The 18,124-nt window shown below is 41.9% G+C and carries 6 protein-coding genes; all 6 read left to right on the top strand.

The genetic code is table 11. From position 1 onward, the window contains the following. Positions 1 to 193 precede the first annotated feature (193 nt). The 6 genes from EQG49_RS01360 to EQG49_RS01335 all read left to right on the top strand — a co-directional run bounded on the left by EQG49_RS01360 (position 194) and on the right by EQG49_RS01335 (position 17,430). The gene (locus tag EQG49_RS01360; protein ID WP_133362277.1) at positions 194 to 1,624 is read left to right on the top strand and encodes a C69 family dipeptidase; all 1,431 of its coding nucleotides are present in this window, start codon (positions 194 to 196) and stop codon (positions 1,622 to 1,624) included. 356 nt (positions 1,625 to 1,980) lie between these two features. Further along, positions 1,981 to 3,168 (top strand): acetyl-CoA C-acetyltransferase, encoded by a 1,188-nt coding sequence (locus EQG49_RS01355; RefSeq protein ID WP_133362276.1) that lies wholly within the window; start codon positions 1,981 to 1,983, stop codon positions 3,166 to 3,168. 222 nt (positions 3,169 to 3,390) lie between these two features. After that, complete coding sequence (locus tag EQG49_RS01350; protein ID WP_133362275.1) at positions 3,391 to 4,542, top strand: metallophosphoesterase; 1,152 nt, start codon at positions 3,391 to 3,393, stop codon at positions 4,540 to 4,542. Between the two features lie 937 nt (positions 4,543 to 5,479). Next, entirely contained in the window at positions 5,480 to 7,999 is a 2,520-nt protein-coding gene (locus EQG49_RS01345; protein WP_133362274.1) for an LPXTG cell wall anchor domain-containing protein, read from the top strand. 907 nt (positions 8,000 to 8,906) lie between these two features. Continuing rightward, positions 8,907 to 10,970, top strand: a complete 2,064-nt coding sequence (locus EQG49_RS01340; protein ID WP_165964710.1) for an LPXTG cell wall anchor domain-containing protein — start codon at positions 8,907 to 8,909, stop codon at positions 10,968 to 10,970. Positions 10,971 to 11,640: 670 nt separating this feature from the next. Then, positions 11,641 to 17,430, top strand: coding sequence for a lectin-like domain-containing protein (locus EQG49_RS01335; RefSeq protein WP_133362272.1), 5,790 nt, complete (start codon positions 11,641 to 11,643; stop codon positions 17,428 to 17,430). The last annotated feature ends 694 nt before the right edge of the window (positions 17,431 to 18,124 follow it).

Genomic DNA, 18,124 nt, shown 5'->3' with positions numbered 1-18,124 from the left:
TTCAAATGCTTGTCTTCCATCACGGTGTCCAGACTGGTTCCAGCCTCGTAGTGGGAATCAATCTGAGATGCATATCCAAATTCCACACTAGAAAAATTTTAGCGCTTTGTTTCGAGTCGGTTACACGCACAGAGATGCGATTGAATAGGCTATAATACTAATAGCAAACAAAAAGAAAAGTGGGGTAAATGAAATGATGGATAATACATTTAATTTCAAAGCATGTACCAGTATTTTGATTGGGAAGGACGCATCAATTGATGGCTCAACGATGATTGGCCGCAATGAAGATTCACGGGCCGCGTGGGCGAAAGCATTGGTTGTGCGGCCACATGAAGAATTCCTTGAACCACAAACTTTTGTTTCAAAAGACAATGGGTTTACGATGGAATTACCCAAAGTTCGTGGCAAGTACACCGCAACGCCTGAATGGACGAAGGAATTTGGCCTGTTTGAAGAAGCAGGCATTAATGAATATGGCGTTGCGATGAGTGCAACTGAATCAACATATACTAACGAACGCGCATTAGCGGTTGATCCATTGGAGACTGACGGAATTGGTGAAGAAGCTATGGTGACCGTAGTATTGCCATACGTCCAATCAGCACGTGAAGGTGTGCGTCGGTTGGGTATGATTATCGAAGAATACGGAACGTGCGAATCGAATGGCGTACTCTTTAGTGATCGTGAAGAAGTCTGGTATTTTGAATCTGCCGGTGGACACCAGTGGGTTGCACAACGGATTCCAGATGATGCCTATGCAGTAGTGGCTAATCAAATGGCAATCCAAGAAATTGATTTCGACGATGCAGATAACTTCATATATAAGTCTGATTTACGGGATGTAGTTTCGCAAAACCATCTAAATCCTAATCCTGAAACCTTTAACTGGCGGAATATTTTTGGCACGCATGATTTATCAGATGCCTATTACAACACGCCACGGGTCTGGTATGGCCAGCAAATGTTTAATCCTGAAATTGCGCAAGTCCCAGCTAGTGATGACATGCCATTTATTCGCAAGGCCAATCGCAAAATTTCACGGTTGGAAGCTCAACAGTTTCTCGCATCGCACTTTGAAGGAACGGCATTTGATCCAATTGGCGTGGGAAGCGAACAAGAAAAACGCCAATTTCGGCCAGTTAGTCTAGCGAAGACGCAAGAATCCCATATTTTACAAATTCGGCCCAACATGCCAACAGAAGTAGCTGGCATTCACTGGATAGCACAAGGGGTGGCGGCACAATCAGTTTATGTACCATTCTATGCGGGAGCAACAACAACGCCAGCGGAATATCAACTCGCCACTGAAAAATATCACCCTCAATCTGCATACTGGATTTTTAAACTTGTGGGTGTGCTTGTTGATCCACACTATTTACAATTTGGTCGGACGCTACAAGATACCCAAAAGAAATTAAATGTAATCTTAGCAGCCAATGTGGCAAGAGCTGATTGCCAAGCTCGTCAATTGACTGGGGATACCCTGATTGAATACTTGACCGCACAAAGCAATGCCAATGCAAAACTAGCCTTAGCTGAGTACCAAAAGTTGGCAGCGGAATTAATTACCACAGCTACCGACTTGTCACCATTGAATTTTAAGCAAGACATGAATTTGTAAAATGCTTTCATTATAAAAGTATTTATCTGCAGCTGCGAGGGTGACGCCATCATTAATGCTTGTAGTTGGAATATTATGGAGATGGGTGAACAACTATCACTTATTTTTCCAGATCTAGATGGCCACTATTTTGCAAGGGTACAGGTATTGAGTAACTAAACAAGTAATATGATACCAGCGTCCTAACTACTAATGGGTGGTTAAGACGCTGTTTTTTGACCGCAAAAAGTGACGGGTTAGACAGATGATTGCAGTCAAAATTAAGTATGATAAAATAGATAACGGAGTAGCTACAAAAAGTTAGTGAATTTATTGAAGGCAACTGTCATAGACAAGGACAGCGGGGTATATAAAAAATGGAATTAAATAAGGTAGTGATTGTTAGTGCGATGCGGACACCAATTGGTAAACTTGGTGGTCAATTCAAAGATTATTCGGCTACTGAGCTTGGAAGTATTGCGATTGAAGCGGCCTTGGACAATGCTGGCGTTGCTCCTGAATTGATTGAAGAAGTCTACATGGGGAATGTCTTACAAGCCGGTGGTGGTCAAAATCCCGCACGCCAAGCAGCAATTGGCGCGGGAATTCCAGTTACGGTTCCCGCAACGACAGTAAATGTTGTCTGCGCATCAGGTCTTGAAAGTATTAATCTTGCTGCTAAAAGCATTTTACTTGGAGATGCCGATATTGTGGTTGCTGGGGGGATGGAAAGCATGTCAAGTGCACCATTTTTAGTACGCAATGCGCGTTTTGGTTATAAATTTGGCAATGGTGCGTTTGAAGATGTGATTTTGGCCGATGGGTTAAATGATGCGTACTCTGATATTCAAATGGGCCACACAGCAGAAAATGTCGCCAAAATGTTTGATTTCACCCGGACGGATTTTGATGAATTTGCGTTGAACAGTCAAAATAAAGCCATTAATGCAATCGACAATAATCTTTTTGCCGATGAAATCGTGGCAGTGCCATCACGAGCAAAAGCGACACGTGGCGAAGCGATTACGCAAGATGAAGCACCACGGCGAAATGTGGAACTTGAAAAGATGGCAAAGTTAAAGCCTGCATTTATTGAAGACGGTGTGGTTACTGCTGGTAATGCTGCTGGTTTAAATGATGGGGCAGCGGCAGTCGTCTTAATGTCGGCTGATAAAGCAGCAGAACTCGGCTTGACACCTTTGGTTGAATGGGAAGCATCAACTTTGATTGGACTCGACCCTAATATTATGGGCTTGGGACCAATTAAAGCGACCGAAAAGTTGTTAGCAAAGACCGATTTGGCAGTTGATGATATTGATTTGTTCGAAATCAACGAAGCTTTTGCAGCCCAAGCAGTACCAGTTGTTGCTGAATTGGGTGTGGATCCCGCGAAAGTCAACATTAACGGTGGGGCGATTGCCTTGGGACATCCATTAGGTGCCTCCGGAGCACGCATCTTAGTAACTTTAATTCATAATATGAAGCGCACCGATAAGCAATTGGGTGTCGCAACCTTATGCGTTGGTGGTGGCATGGGTGTCGCAACCTTGGTTAAGCGCATCTAAATCTAAATTTGGACAAAAGTATGAATGGTATAACAGCAGCGTTCTCAATGCTTAGGGAATGATGCTGTTTTTTTTGAGTAGTACTGCTCAGTTGAAAATTATGAGTATGTTAAAATTAAGTTATTAAATGATTAATGTGGCGGAAACGATTGTCCATGGTATATGAAATTAAAAAATGTAAAAACTTGGTAACGAGTTTGATGAAAAAGGAGATGAGACAAAATGTGGTTATTGATGTTAATTCCAATCGCCGTGTTAGTCGTCGCATTGACGAATACTGGGCGATTATTACGAAAATGGGCTACAGTTTGGTGGTCACAAGTGAAGCGCTGGCTGTTTAATAGTATTTATGTCGTCGTAGTACTGGGGATTGTTTTGGGCTTTACGTTGTTTCGTGATCCGAACTCAGCAGTCGGCCGACAAGTGGTGGTCATTTTTCTTGCACTCCTTGGTGTGCTACTGTATCTAGTGCTATTTACAAATCTAGTGGGCTTGTTGGCGTGGCTAGCGCAGAAATTAATTTGGCGTCAAAAAAGTCAGCAACGGCAAGTGTTGAAATATAGTGGACTGTTAGCAGTGGTCATTACAGTTTTGGTAACGGGATACGGTTTAATCCACGCGCAAACGATTGAGCAAAAAGACTATAATGTGACACTAACAACTGCCCAAGTGCATGCCAAGCCGCTACGAATTACGCTCATCAGTGATTTGCATATCGGGTACGTAACGGGTAATCAACATTTAGCTAGAATTGTTAAACAAGTTAATGAGACCAAGCCGGATGTCATTTTGATTGCGGGCGATGTGTTCGATGGTAATGATGCGGCACTTAATCAGCCACAGAAAACGGCATCAATATTACGTCAATTTAAAGCCAACGATGGTGTTTATGCAAGCTTAGGTAACCATGATAGTGGTAAGGACTTTAATTTATTCTTACAGACTTTGGCACAAGGTAATGTTAAATTGTTACGTGATAATGAGCAACAAGTGGCTGATGAGTTTATCTTAGCTGGGCGCCGGGATTCACGACCAATTTATAATGACGTACCTAAGCGGCAGATGTTGCAAACGTTAACTAGGGCTAAAAACGATTTACCAACAATCGTGATGGATCACCAACCAAGCAATTATCACGATTATGACGGACAAACAAACACACTAGTATTAAGTGGGCATACGCATAATGGACAATTGTGGCCGGGAAATTGGATTGTTAAACAAATGTATCCAGCCGCGTATGGTTACTATCGCGAAAATAAAAAAGCACCGCAAATGGTTGTTACATCGGGAGTTGGTACTTGGGGCCCACCAATGCGGATTGGTTCCGATAGCGAGATTGCTGTAATTAATGTGAATTTTAAACAACGTTAAATTAAGTACCTTTATATAGAAGCTATTTCTTAGAATAATCTGAGAAATGGCTTCTTTTTGTATTTAATGGGGTTTGTTATCACAATTTCAAGTGCATTAGCGACGTTGAAAGTGAACATTAACAAATTTGTTGCGTTTAGGGGTTATTTGCCGTGAGAATTAAAAAAGAGATAATTTAGTGAAGATAATTAAAGAATGATGAATGTATTTAAAAAAGCATTGTCGTTTACCCGAGCTAACAAACGGGAACCCCGAATTTCATACTAACGATACTTAAACATAATGCAATTTCTTCCTATGAATAATGCATTCATTTTGCAAGTTTGTTAATATTTCACAAAATCCGCTGCCCGCATAACGTAATCAGAAGGAGAGTGGGCGTAAAAATACCATTATTTTTACCGGAATTACGCGTGTTAACTCAGAAGAACTATGTGTAATGTTCGAAAGTTGGGGAATTACTGATAAATAATAAGTATGAGTGCAAAAAGGGCTTCTGCAAACAGCTATAGTGCGGAGCGATGTTGCTTAACTTATGTGAGTTTATGAGCATACGCAAAGAAGATTTACATGCTAAAAAATGCCCGTTAAATTTACACAAAATTATTTATTTTAGCTAACGGTTGTATTTAATGGCCCTTACATATTACTGGATTGGATAGGTTATCGTTGTATTGAATAACTATTATTTGTTGTAAAGGGTTTCATTAGTTTTTTCTATGAACTTGATACAAATTTTGATAAATGCTTGATAAATATTATAGATATGTTAAATTGTATACAAGGAAAAAGGTAGTAATGTGATAACTATAAGTAATGTGTTAAATAAAAACGTTTACTTATTTATAATCATCCATTAATTATCTTTGTATAAGGAAATGGCTGGGGATGTTTAGGGATGGACGGAACCGCTACATAAAAAGGGGATTAATTTACTATGGAAAAGAAAAATATTGTTAAGCATGTTGTTACTGTGGCGGGGGTGTCGATGGCAGCGGTGAGTGTCAGTGCAGTTGCGGCAACTGTTGATGCTCATGCCGACAGCACAGTTAAGAATACTAACGAAAAAGTTGCAACTGCTGATAAGGTAGCGCAACAAGTTGTGACAGAACACCATGAAACTGATGATAAAGCCGTTGCTGATCAAGCTAAAAAAGATGGATACGACGTTAAAACTAGCGCGACTGAAACCACGGATGTTGTGAAGAGCGACGTGGTTACTACTGATAAAGTACCAGCTGATGCCAAAAACGTCACTGAAGTCGGTTCAAAGACAGTAAAAGATGATGACAAAGTTGTAACTGATGTAACTAGTGACGAAATTCCAGCTGACGCGCAAAACGTTACTAAAACTGGTGAAAAAACGGTTACTGATCCAAATAAGAAACCCGATGTTGCTGTGACAGCGGATCAATTAGAAGATGCTGTTAAGAATGGTGCCGAAAACATTACGGCAATTCCTGGTGCAACGGTGACTGTGCAAGACCCTAACAAAAGTATTGATGCACCAATTACCAAGGATCAAATTGCTGATGCTGAAGCTAATGGTGCCGAAAATATCAAAGCTATTCCTGGTGCAACTATCACGGTAAAAGATCCAGATGTCGCATCAGGTGTGGAAATTACCAAGGATCAAATTGCCGATGCAGAAGCCAATGATGGTGCTATTAATGTGCACGAAATCGATGGTAAGACAGTGACCGTAAAAGATCCAGATGTCGCATCAGGCGTGGAAATTACTAAGGATCAAATTGCCGATGCAGAAGCCAATGATGGTGCTATTAATGTGCACGAAATCGATGGTAAGACAGTGACCGTAAAAGATCCAGATGTTGCATCAGGCGTGGAAATTACCAAGGATCAAATTGCCGATGCAGAAGTGAAAGATGGTGCTATTAATGTGCACGAAATCGATGGCAAGACAGTGACTGTAAAAGATCCTGATACAATTGTTACTGGCGTTGCTGAAAAAGACTTGCCAGCCGGCGCGGATTCATTTGTTGATGGTGATAAAACAGTGACAATCAAGGTACCAGTTACTGTTACCGGTGTTGCTGATAATGCTGACAATCGTCAAATTGCTAAAAATCTCGGTGCAACTGTAATCAAAAATGTTAATGGTACTAATCACACAACAACTGATAAGAGTGTTGCAGATGCTGCAACTAAAGCAGGTTATACAGTTACAAGTTCAACGACACCAAGTAAATTAGTTAAGGATACAAAAGATATCCCAGCGGATGCTAAGAATGTACAAATCGTTTATGCCTTAGACACTAACAAGAGTACTTTAACGCTCAAAGCTGATAGTAAGGGTGTTGATTTAAGTAAAATGACTTACACTGATCCAAAAACTGGCACGGTTTACCAATTAATCAAGTCAGAAAATGGTAAAAGTGAACTAGATAGTGTTCAAGATAACGTAAACAATGGTACTGGTACATTGAACACTTGGTACCAATTCACTAATAGCGGTAAAACTAATGGCGGTATTTTAGGTTGGGCTGTTGGCCAATTTAAATTCTCACAAATTACGACTGGTGATGACCACATTTCAAGTGATGAACTTAAAGCTGATGCGGACAAGGGTGTTTTGGTATACCGGACTAAGATTAGCGACTATCCTGCAATGAAGGGTGTTAGCAGCTCAGTTAAATACTTGTACATGACGGTTACGCCAACGGGTAAAACCGATGATAAGGGTGCTACGATTTACACATGGAACAAGTTCTATTTTGATGACACTCCGATCTATTATGCTGCCCAAGGTTACACATATGACGCAACGCAATATTCATGGACTGATAACAACATTAGCTACACTTATGAAGGAACACAAAACGTCCAATCATATGGTTATAAGATTCATAACAGCCACCAAGAACAAGTGTATACTTACGACCGAGCAGCGTCACACCAAGAACAGCTCTATACGTATGATTTGGCAGCATCACACCAAGAACAGCTTTATACGTATGACCGAGCAGCATCACATGAGGAACAATTGTACTCATACGAATTACCAGCATCACACCAAGAACAACTTTATCGTTATGAATTGCCAGCAAGCCACCAAGAAGATATCTTCCAATATAGCTTGCCACAATCACACGAAGAAAAATTATATCAATTTAGTACCGAAGCTGTTGGGCAAAAGTTACATTACAGCTGGGAAAAGACTATTGTTACTTTAACGCCACTTAAGGTAACGCCTACGAAACAAACAAAGAAAACGCCAGTAAAACATGTTGCAGCTAAGACGCCAAAAGTGGTCCAAGTAGCGACGACAACACCACAAAAGCAAGCTACGATTCACCTTGCAACTGGTGCTACAACTACGGCAAAACGTTTACCACAAACTGGTGATTCAGCTGAAAATACGGTGCTTTCTGTAATTGGTTTGGCAATGTTGGGCCTCCTTGGTTTATTCGGTATCAAGCGTCGGAAACAAAATTAAGGTTAATATATGAACTAGATGAATTAATATAACAACGAACGGTGCCATGTCGCGATTACTGCGAGAGGGCACTGTTTTTTTGCATTTTTTAATATAACAAAGTGTCGTGAAAGCACCATGTGATTGCCGGAAATATCGGCTGTATTTCGTCTGACATGGAATTTATAAAATGGGATGAGATGTATGATGCCACTGCGTGCCTGAAAATCACATTGTGCACCGAGATGGAAGCACATGCCCAAGCCGCTTGCTTATGCCTGCGAACCGGCAACGCAAAACATCCCAGCATTTTGTTGCACAAAATACTGAATCTAATCCTAACGCGATTAGATTAGCCTTGCAGGCTGGATGTCTGTCTTGGGCAATTCGGGATAGCTGGCAGTCTAATGGCTAAAGCCAAAAGACTGCTCATCTACCCTCAGCGACAAACTCGACACGTGGTGTCAAGTTCGTCCCATCACGGTGTAAAGCCTGCCGGCCACAGAGTGATTTTCAGGCACTCCGCTAGATAAGCGTGGAATTACTGATTACCGCGAAACCTGCAGCGACAAGGATTACGGCATAGTACTAGTCAGATTGCCTGCTCAAATTAACGAAGAGGCTGGTTCCAGACACGTAGTGGGAATCAACCTGAGACACATATCCAAATTCCACGCTAGAAAAAACTTAGCCGAAATGCCGTGAAACTCAACGATAGCAGGGCAAAGATAACAACCCCAAATGGAGCCCACTGAATAAAAATGCGTAAAGTACGCAAAAAAACTGGATATTTTCTCATTTAATAATCAATACTCTTGTTAAGCTGAAGGAGGAGGGATGGTTAAAGCTTTTACCGGCGACATCCAAAATTAGCACGAGATGATGGGGTTTAGAGGAAATTTCAAACTAGTTAATGGGGGAAAATGTAATGAAATCAAATATAAAACAAACAACCAGGCGAATTGCCGTTGTAACTGGGGTATCAATATTAACGCTGAATGCCGGTACAACGTTGGTATTGGCAAAAGATATGGGACAATCAACACCGTTGCAAACGAAGGTAGCGGTATCCCATAATGCGTCAAGTAATTCAGCGCAGCATAAAATACATTACACAGACAATAAGGCTGAAGCTGACGCAGCTCGTAAGGCTGGATATGCGGTCACTACGAGTAAAAAACAAACAACCAATACCACTCGGAGTCCATTAGTAACTACCGGCCAAATACCAACAGGGGCACAAAATGTTCAGTATGTAAAAACTGACACCGTTCAAGATGCTGATTTAGTTTTTGAAAATGTGGCGTGGGAAGCGATTCCGAGCGCGGCACATGGGGTGAAACAGACAGGTGAGGAAACTATTCACGATCCGAATCAAAAATTCACGGATGGGGTGACTCATGCTGAACTTGAGCAGTTGCGGGAACAAGGTGCAATCAATATTACTAAATTACCAGATAAGACAATCACAGTTCATGATCCTAACCAAAAAGTCGACACAGGTATTACCGCTGCTGAAATTGAAAAAGTCAAAGCGGATGGCGCAGTCAATATCGAACAAATTCCGGATGCCTTTCAAACAGTGTTAGATGAACAAGGTAAGCCAAAGAAAGTGCTACTTGATCAGGTTCCGGCTGGTCATAAACCAACCGCGACAGATGAAAAACAAACCGTAGTTGATGGAAAAGGGCCAATTCAGACAATTAAGAACACACCAGAAAATTTACAAAAGCTGCATGATCAAGGTGCTGTTGACATTACCGAAGTAGCCGGCGCAAAACATGATTTTACATCAACTAAGCAAGCAGATATTCCAGCAGATGCTCAAGATGTCACGACAACAACTGAGAAAGGGACGGCAACTCGAAAGGTTGATATTCCAGCGACGGCAACGAATATTCAGACGCTATTTGTTAAAGATGGCAATGGTAGTAATTTGGTGTTAAAGGATAGCAGCACCGGGGTTAATGTGGCTGATATGACTTATTTCGCCGGTGGGAAAGTTTATGATTTATATGAATCAACTGATGGGAAGAGCGAACTTTCAAATGTTCAAGATAGTTTGAATAATGGAACTGGAACATTGTACACGTACCACCAATTTACGGGTGGCGGCCGAATTAATACTGGGATTTTGAGTTGGGCGGAGCGACAATTCAAGTTCAAACAAATGGATAACGGTGATGAAAATATTAGCGCCGACCAGCTAGCAAATTTTGATAAGGACGGTGTCTTAGTCTACAAAACGTCGATTGGTAATTATCCAGTTAGCGGTGTGGGAAAATCCGTCACAAGTGTCTATATGACCTTAACGCCCACTGGTGGTAAGGATAAAGGGGATATTGTCTACACGTGGAATAAATTTTATTACGACAAAGACAATACGATTTATTACGGGGTCAAAGAATATACCTTTAATCAAACGATGTATCATTGGTCAATTACAGATCAGGAACTTTCATACCGCTTGCCAATTACTCACGAGGAAACCGTCTACACGTATGGAGAACCGCTGTATGCATATGAACTACCAGTAAGTCATGAAGAACCGTTGTATGCTTACGAATTACCTGCAAGCCACCAAGAAAAACGGTACCAATATAGCTTGTCTCAATCCCATGAAGAAAAGTTATTTCAATATGATGTAATTAAGTTAGGGGAGAAATTGTACTACAGTTGGCCCGAAGTGGAAATCGGCTTGAAGCCACGGGAACCCAAGGAGCCGGGTGCAGATATTGCCGCCGAAGCTGGTACGACCCCGGCGGTCATGTCAGAGCTCGATTTTCCAGCAACTGAACCAGCTACCGGAAACTTAAAGGCGCTCAATAATCCGACTGAATTTGAACCAGAATTAAATGCGGATACCAGTGCACGATTGCCACAAACTGGTGTATCTCAAACAGATGGCATTGTGTCAGTAATCGGAGCCATATTACTAGGGAGCCTTGTAGCATTTGGAATTTCAAGAAAGAGAGTCAATGATAAGCGTTAAGCCTTGTTAAAGGAGACATAACACGTCTAATCTGAAAAAATAAACCTGATTTCGCCTTGTTGTAAGGTGGAAATCAGGTTTATTAGCGTGCACCAAAATCCGGCACTGTTACTATAAACGACACACTTGGTGATTATCATTATTTGATTAAAATATGTGCGTTACGGACATAAAAAGGATGTAAATAAATTCATTAATTATTAGTTTATAATAAATAACGAAGGCTGGTTATGCTATTTTGTTGAAAAAGTAAAAATTAGGGGTGTTTTTCGTCTATTGCTCAAAGAAGCACAAACGATAAGGGCGCGTATGCCGATAGTAAAAGAGAACGCTTTCACTAAAAAAAGTTAACGATATTAACTTTCTTAAAGTAAGTGGGTTATGATGGCAAATGTTGATATATCAGTGTTTGTGATTCGAAAAAATTACCAATCCTACAAAATCAATAACTATAAGAAAAAGCTTTGAGTTTTCTACAAGTTTGGCTAGTTGCTTGAAAAAATTCGTGAATATGCTAAATTTAATACAAGCTTATAAGTTATTTTAATTCAATTATTATTTTTATGTTAAAAACACGATAATAACAAATTGAGTTAGGTTTTAATTATCTTATAATAAGGCAACTAAACAATTGCTTCGGGATGGGCAAAGGATAGGGAGATTATTAATCATGGATACAAAAACATTAAAGAACGGTGCGTTATTTGCAGGAGCGGTGGTCGCGACTGCAGGAGTTGGTTTGGCCACCCAAACAACTACGTACGCAGATACAGCTAGTGACAATGATGCAGCGGCAGCCAAAAATGCCGCCGCACAAGACACGACAACAGTAAAAACTGATACAACCGGTACCGTAACAAGTAGTACCAAAACTACGGTTACCCCTAGCTCAAATGGTGGTAAATTAGTTTCGACCGATACCACATATTCAACTAATGACGCGAGTGCCGCGGCTAAGGCAACGGCGGCTGGTAACAACGTAACGGCAACCGTTGTGGAACCTGCACAATCATCAACAACGCCAACAACTAATGCGGCAGCCAATGCAAAAGACGCGGCCGCTGCTGGTTCGGATGCCGTAATTACGTCAGCACCCGCAAAATCAACTGAAACAACGGCGACTGGTTCTTACGATCAATACACAGATGCAACCAAAAAAGTTGCTGATGATAATGATGCTGCAACTAAGACGGGGGACTCAACGACAACGACGATTTCCTCAGTTGCCGCACCTGCCGATAATGATAAAGACGGTGATTACGCTGGCACTACTTTGCCAGATGTGCTAAAGGATAAAAACGAAGCACAAGTCACTAATGATAATGGTTCAGTGACGACATTTTACGCGGATAAAGATTCGTATGATACTGATAAGCAAGCCTTGGATAATCAAGATTTCGATGTAACCAATCCACTCTATACGGATGATATGCAAAAAATGACATTGGTTGATGCTGATGGCAACTCATATACCGGTAACGCGATTACAGATTATTTGTCAGATTCAAGCAAGGTTTTATATGATGTAACGAATCACACCGCGTACAAATTTGGGTCAGCTGCAGTCGTTGATAAACCAGCAACCCAACAAGATGTTGATAATGCAAACGTTACAATCGATGACACAACGGGTACTGGTACGACGACGGATGAAAATGGCGTAGTTACCACGTACACGTTGGATCTCGATGGTACAACGAATAACCTAGATGATTTGACTGTAACTCAACTTGAAAATGATAGTAACCGGACAACGGCGACTATCAGCGGTGCGTTATATTATAAGGCGGCCGATGGTACGGTTGCTAAAATTAGCGATGCAAGTCAAATGTTGACCGATGGTACTAAGTATTACGCTTACGACAATGATAGTGACGTAGCGCTCGATAACGCTGATTTTAAACTTGCTAACCACGTTTATGTTCGCACAGCCGTCGATCAAATTGCCGCACACGGCGAAGATGATCAAACACCTTCAACTATTTTGTCGGCCGATGAGCTCAAGAAGGACGGTTACACTGTTGATACGGCAGTGCCAGTTTCTGCAAATGTGAACGAAACAGATTATTCCAAAGTTGTTGCTGGTTCTGATGACGGCTCAACGACTTACATGGTTAAGCAAATTACAACTTATGATGATGAAAGTACTAAGAATACAATTGATAATTTGGTCAATGGCCTTGAATTAACATCAACTAGCGCTGATGGAACTACGCGTTACTACGCTAATGCTGACAATACAGAATTTGCCACTTTAACGGTTACGCCTAAGCAAAACAAGACTGCCGGAAATGTCACGACTGATATTCAATTAGTAGTTACCAGCTCAGCGACTGCGAGTCAAAAGCAAGCAGTTGATGCAGTTGATGGTAACGATACACCAGTTAATGGAACCACGGTTGCCGATACGACCATAGATGGTGTTGATGCAACAATCACAAAAACCACGACGGTTGATGCCACCACACAACAAGATGTCAAAGATTTGTTAGCCGGTTTTGTGGCAACTGACAATGTTAATGTTGATACTTTGGCTGGTACGTACACCAAAGCAGATGGTTCAAAAGCAGTGGTGACAGTTTTGGCCAGTGCGACTGATTCTACCAAAGATACAACGACCAAGGTTGTCTTTACGACCCCAGTTAGCGCCACGGATACAGCGACGTTGGCTGAATTTGACGGGGTAGCTGGTGTTGTTGATGGCAATACTACGACTTACACATCTGCTGATGGTAAAAGTACACTTACTAAGACTACACAAGCCGGTTCAGAAGCTGGGATTGTGGCGGTCTTAGATGGCTACGATGCAACCGGGGATGTAACCGATGCTAATGGAGTTGTGACCACCACATATACGAATGGTGGATTGACTGCAACTAAGACTGTGACACCTGTAGTGGCGACTGATGGTTCTAAGACTACGACCACTAAGGTTGTGGTCAGTGGTATTCCTGATATTGCCGCCATTAAAAATGATGGTTATAGCTTGGATGAAAAACAATCAACGGCTGCACAAGCGGTTTATACAAAAAACGTTGACGGTGCACAATATACAATCACCGTTAATTCAACGACGGATGATGCAGTTGCTGCCCAATCGATTACCGCGATGTTGGCAGGCTATGCTAAAGATTCTTCAACGACGAATGGCAATGTTGTCACAACTAAGTACACTAAAAACGGCGCAGCTGACATCATTGTGACCGAAACCACGACAACGAATGCAACGACGGGGACTGTGGCAACAACAACAGCACTTGCAGTTGATAGCAGTGTCGATGCATCAAAGACGATGCTTGAAGGTTACACGCAAGTTGGTGCATCTAACGTTTATACGAAAACTGTTGCTGGTGTGACGAGCACTATTACGTTGATGACTGGTAACGCCACAGATGCCACAACAACGAATAAAGCAGATATTGACAGCGCAATTGCTACTAATAATACTGATGTAGCAACGACGACAACTGGGAATACTACGACTTATACTTTTACTACCTACAGTAATAACGCTGCAACAGAAGTTACGAAGACGGTCACAACTGACCCAAGTGGTAAAGGTGATGCAGCCGCTTATGATACAGCCGTAGCGAATAAAGCAGATGATCAAACAATCAGTGATAAGAGTTTTTCAGCTTATGATGTAAACTCAGTTACCGCAGCAGATTTCACCACACCAGTAGCGCAAACTGATGTGAAATCAAAAACACTTTACACCGATGCTAATACGCAAACTGCTGCCACGCAAATGGTCGGTCAAGCCGCACTGGACTATTTGGCTAAGGACACCAATAACGTGTTATACGATGCCGCTGGTGTTGCATATAAACAAACTTATGCAGCGAGTGATGTAACTAATAATGACCAAGCTAACACGGATTACACACCAACGTATGTGTCATATGATTTTTCAAAAGCAACGCCAAATACTGACCGAATTGCGGATAACACTAAGCTTTACACTAAGAGCGGTGATGGCGCAACGGCCACTTACACGTTAGCACTTGGGACTGATGGAAAACAATTGAGTGTTGAAGCGATGGATAAGAATGTTATTTATTACAATGCTGACGGATCAATTGCGTATAAATACAATGGTACAAAGGATGACACCCAAGCAACTATTGCTAGCTCGTTAACCGACTTAGACGCTGCGGTTGCTCAAACGAGTGCTACAAACAGCGCATCAATGAAGCTTGGAACCGTATATCAAAACGCTGACAAGACAATCTCAGCTGAAATGACGGCGGATTCTGATACAAGTTCAACTTATGTTGTGACGACTACCGCCAAAAATGGTGACGTTACAACTACGACCTTCACGAAGACCAAGCAAACAACTGCTAATCCGATTACGCCAGATGACTTTACAACAGCCAATGCAGTTGGGTTAACATTGAGCGATTTAGAAGGCGCTGGATATACGTATGCCAATGGAATCTATACCAATACTGCCACTGGTTCACAATACAAACTTGTTGCACCAGCAGTTGAATTGAACGCTAACAATACAGTTACGCTCAATCCAACTACTGACAAAGACATGGTTGTATATGAATACAACGATGGAACTGGTAAGTTAACTGCAGTCAATGTTTTCAAGGCTGACGGCACGTTAAATGTTACGGCTACCAAAACGTACTTCTCTCAAGATGGTATGATTTCGTATGCGTTCGATAATAGTACCGAAATTAACGACGAAAACTTCAACATAACCTTTAATTTGAATGGTTTGAAGTACTACAAGAATACTGGTAATGTGGTGGCAGGCTACAATCCAGCAAGCTATAATGCTGACAACGGTGTAGTTACGTTAACGGATGCAGGTGATACTGCGTATAACGATCGCAACAATAATAATGAATCTGGTAACGTAACTTTCAAAGACGCCTCAATGGAAATTAATTTTGATGGTGACTTTGATTTTAAGGGAGCCGTTAACCTCGGTGATAAATCACAACAACAGGGTGGTGCTGACGGGGTCACCTTTGCATTCAACCCATCAACTGATGTTTCAGCCAAGGGTAGCGATGGTGGTTCAATGGGTATCGGTGATTTACCAGGTGCCTTTGGATTTAAATTAGACACTTACCTTAATGAAACTAAGCCTGGGACATCACGGTATGATGAACACAACCCATACTACAACATGGATCCAACGGGTGCTGATTACGATAAAAATGGGGCGGCAACTGGTCAAAGTTACGGCTCACAAACTGGTAATGGTAATGCATTTGGGGCATTCATGTACTCAAATCCAAAGCCAGAAGCCACTTTGGCTGGTGACAAAACGGGTGTAGTTTCCACATACACTGGTGATAACACCAAGGGTGGCGATATTATTGCGGCACCAAGCCAAAATAAATTTGGTAACTTTGAAATGCATTACAGTGCTGAAACCCATGTCATGACAGTTTCTTATACTGATGATGCGGGGGTTGCCCACGAATGGTCACGAGATATTTCAGACTGGTTGCAATCTGGTAAGACATACTCATTTATCATTTCAGCTTCAACTGGTGGTTCTTCAAACGTGCAACAAGTTAAGTGGACTTCAATGACATACACGAACTCCAATAGTGTTGTTAAGCAAGCCACTGGTACACCAAGCATCATCGGTGCCCCACAAACGTATTCTGATACTAGTACGTATGCCGCTCAAACTACGACTGCAGTTCGTCAATATGAAACTACCAATGGTACAAAGGTGCAACATTATACAGCGGTCCGTTATGATTCTGCGACATTGAAGCCAGTTTATACGTGGACAACTATGACAACGAATTATGCTGCCAAGACCACCACGAATAAATTAAAGCAACAAGCAAATGCGACTACGACGGATACTTATCATTTGGCTGCCCATGCTGAATCTGCGACTACGGTAGCTTACAATCTTGAAAAAGACGCCCAAACAACGCAACACGACGAATATGCTGTCAAGGGTGCTGCGAGCGTCAAGCAAATTGACAAGTTTACTATTTCAGATAAAGTATTTGGACACAAGTATTTCAGTGCAAATGGTACACCAGTTAAGGCTTACAAGGTTAATACGCCAGCAACGTTTGATGAGGCAACGATGACACCTACTAAGCACTGGCACAAAACTACAGCTTATACTTGGACGACTAAGACAACTGGTACGGAATACAGTTGGCACACACCAGGTAAGGTTTTGTACACTTGGAATAAGAAGACGCAAAGCTTCATTCCTGGTTCAAATGCCACGACACCACGTAAACCTGAAAAGCACCAAGTACCAACCGAAGTAAAAACTGCTACGCCAACTCAAGTAACACAAAAGTTAACGCCAGCAGCAGAAACGCCAAATGTGGTTAAGGCTTCAATCTTGCCGCAAACTGGTGATTCAAAGGAAAATACGGTGTTGTCAGTGATCGGTTTAGCCATGCTTGGCTTCATGGGTTTAGCTGGGGTAGCTAAACGCCGGAAGCAAGATTAATTTTGCGAAACATGATTACAAATTAACTGATTGGGATTGATGACCCATGAGGCAATAAAGTCAGGGGATTGAGCCACACATGGTCAGCCCGCAACTGGCTTAAAACTACCGCGACTAATTAATTTAGAAGCACATTCGATTAATTAATCCCCTTTAATCGAAAACATCCCATAAAAATGGACCGCTAGCTTAAGTGCTGCGGTCTTTTTTTGTATCTACTTCGTCTGACGTGGAATTTATAAAATGCGATGAGATGTATGATGCCACTGCGTGCCTGAAAATCACATTGTGCACCGAGATGGAAGCACATGCCCAAGCCGCTTGCTTATGCCTGAGGTACGGCAACGCAAAACATTCCAGCAGTTTGTTTGCAACAAACAACTGAATCTAATCAAAAACCGATTAGATTAGCCTTCCAGGCTGAATGTCTGTCTTGGGCAATTCGGGATAGCTGGCAGTCTAATGGCTAAAGCCAAAAGACTGCTCACATTTGTAGCTACGCTGGACAAATAAGGCCCGGTCGGCTCTACCCTCAGCGACAAACTCGACACGTGGTGTCACGTCCCATTTCGGTGTAAAGCCTGCCGGCCACAAAGTGATTTTCAGTCACTCCGCTAGATAAGCGTTGAACTATTGATTACCGCTAAATTTACAACGACAGGGATTACGGCATATTGCTAGTCAGAATGCCTAC

It is taken from the genome of Periweissella cryptocerci (genome assembly GCF_004358325.1).
GTDB classification, from domain to species: domain Bacteria; phylum Bacillota; class Bacilli; order Lactobacillales; family Lactobacillaceae; genus Periweissella; species Periweissella cryptocerci.
Note: the sequence above shows the minus strand (reverse complement) of the source record. Positions and strands in the feature narration are given on the sequence as shown.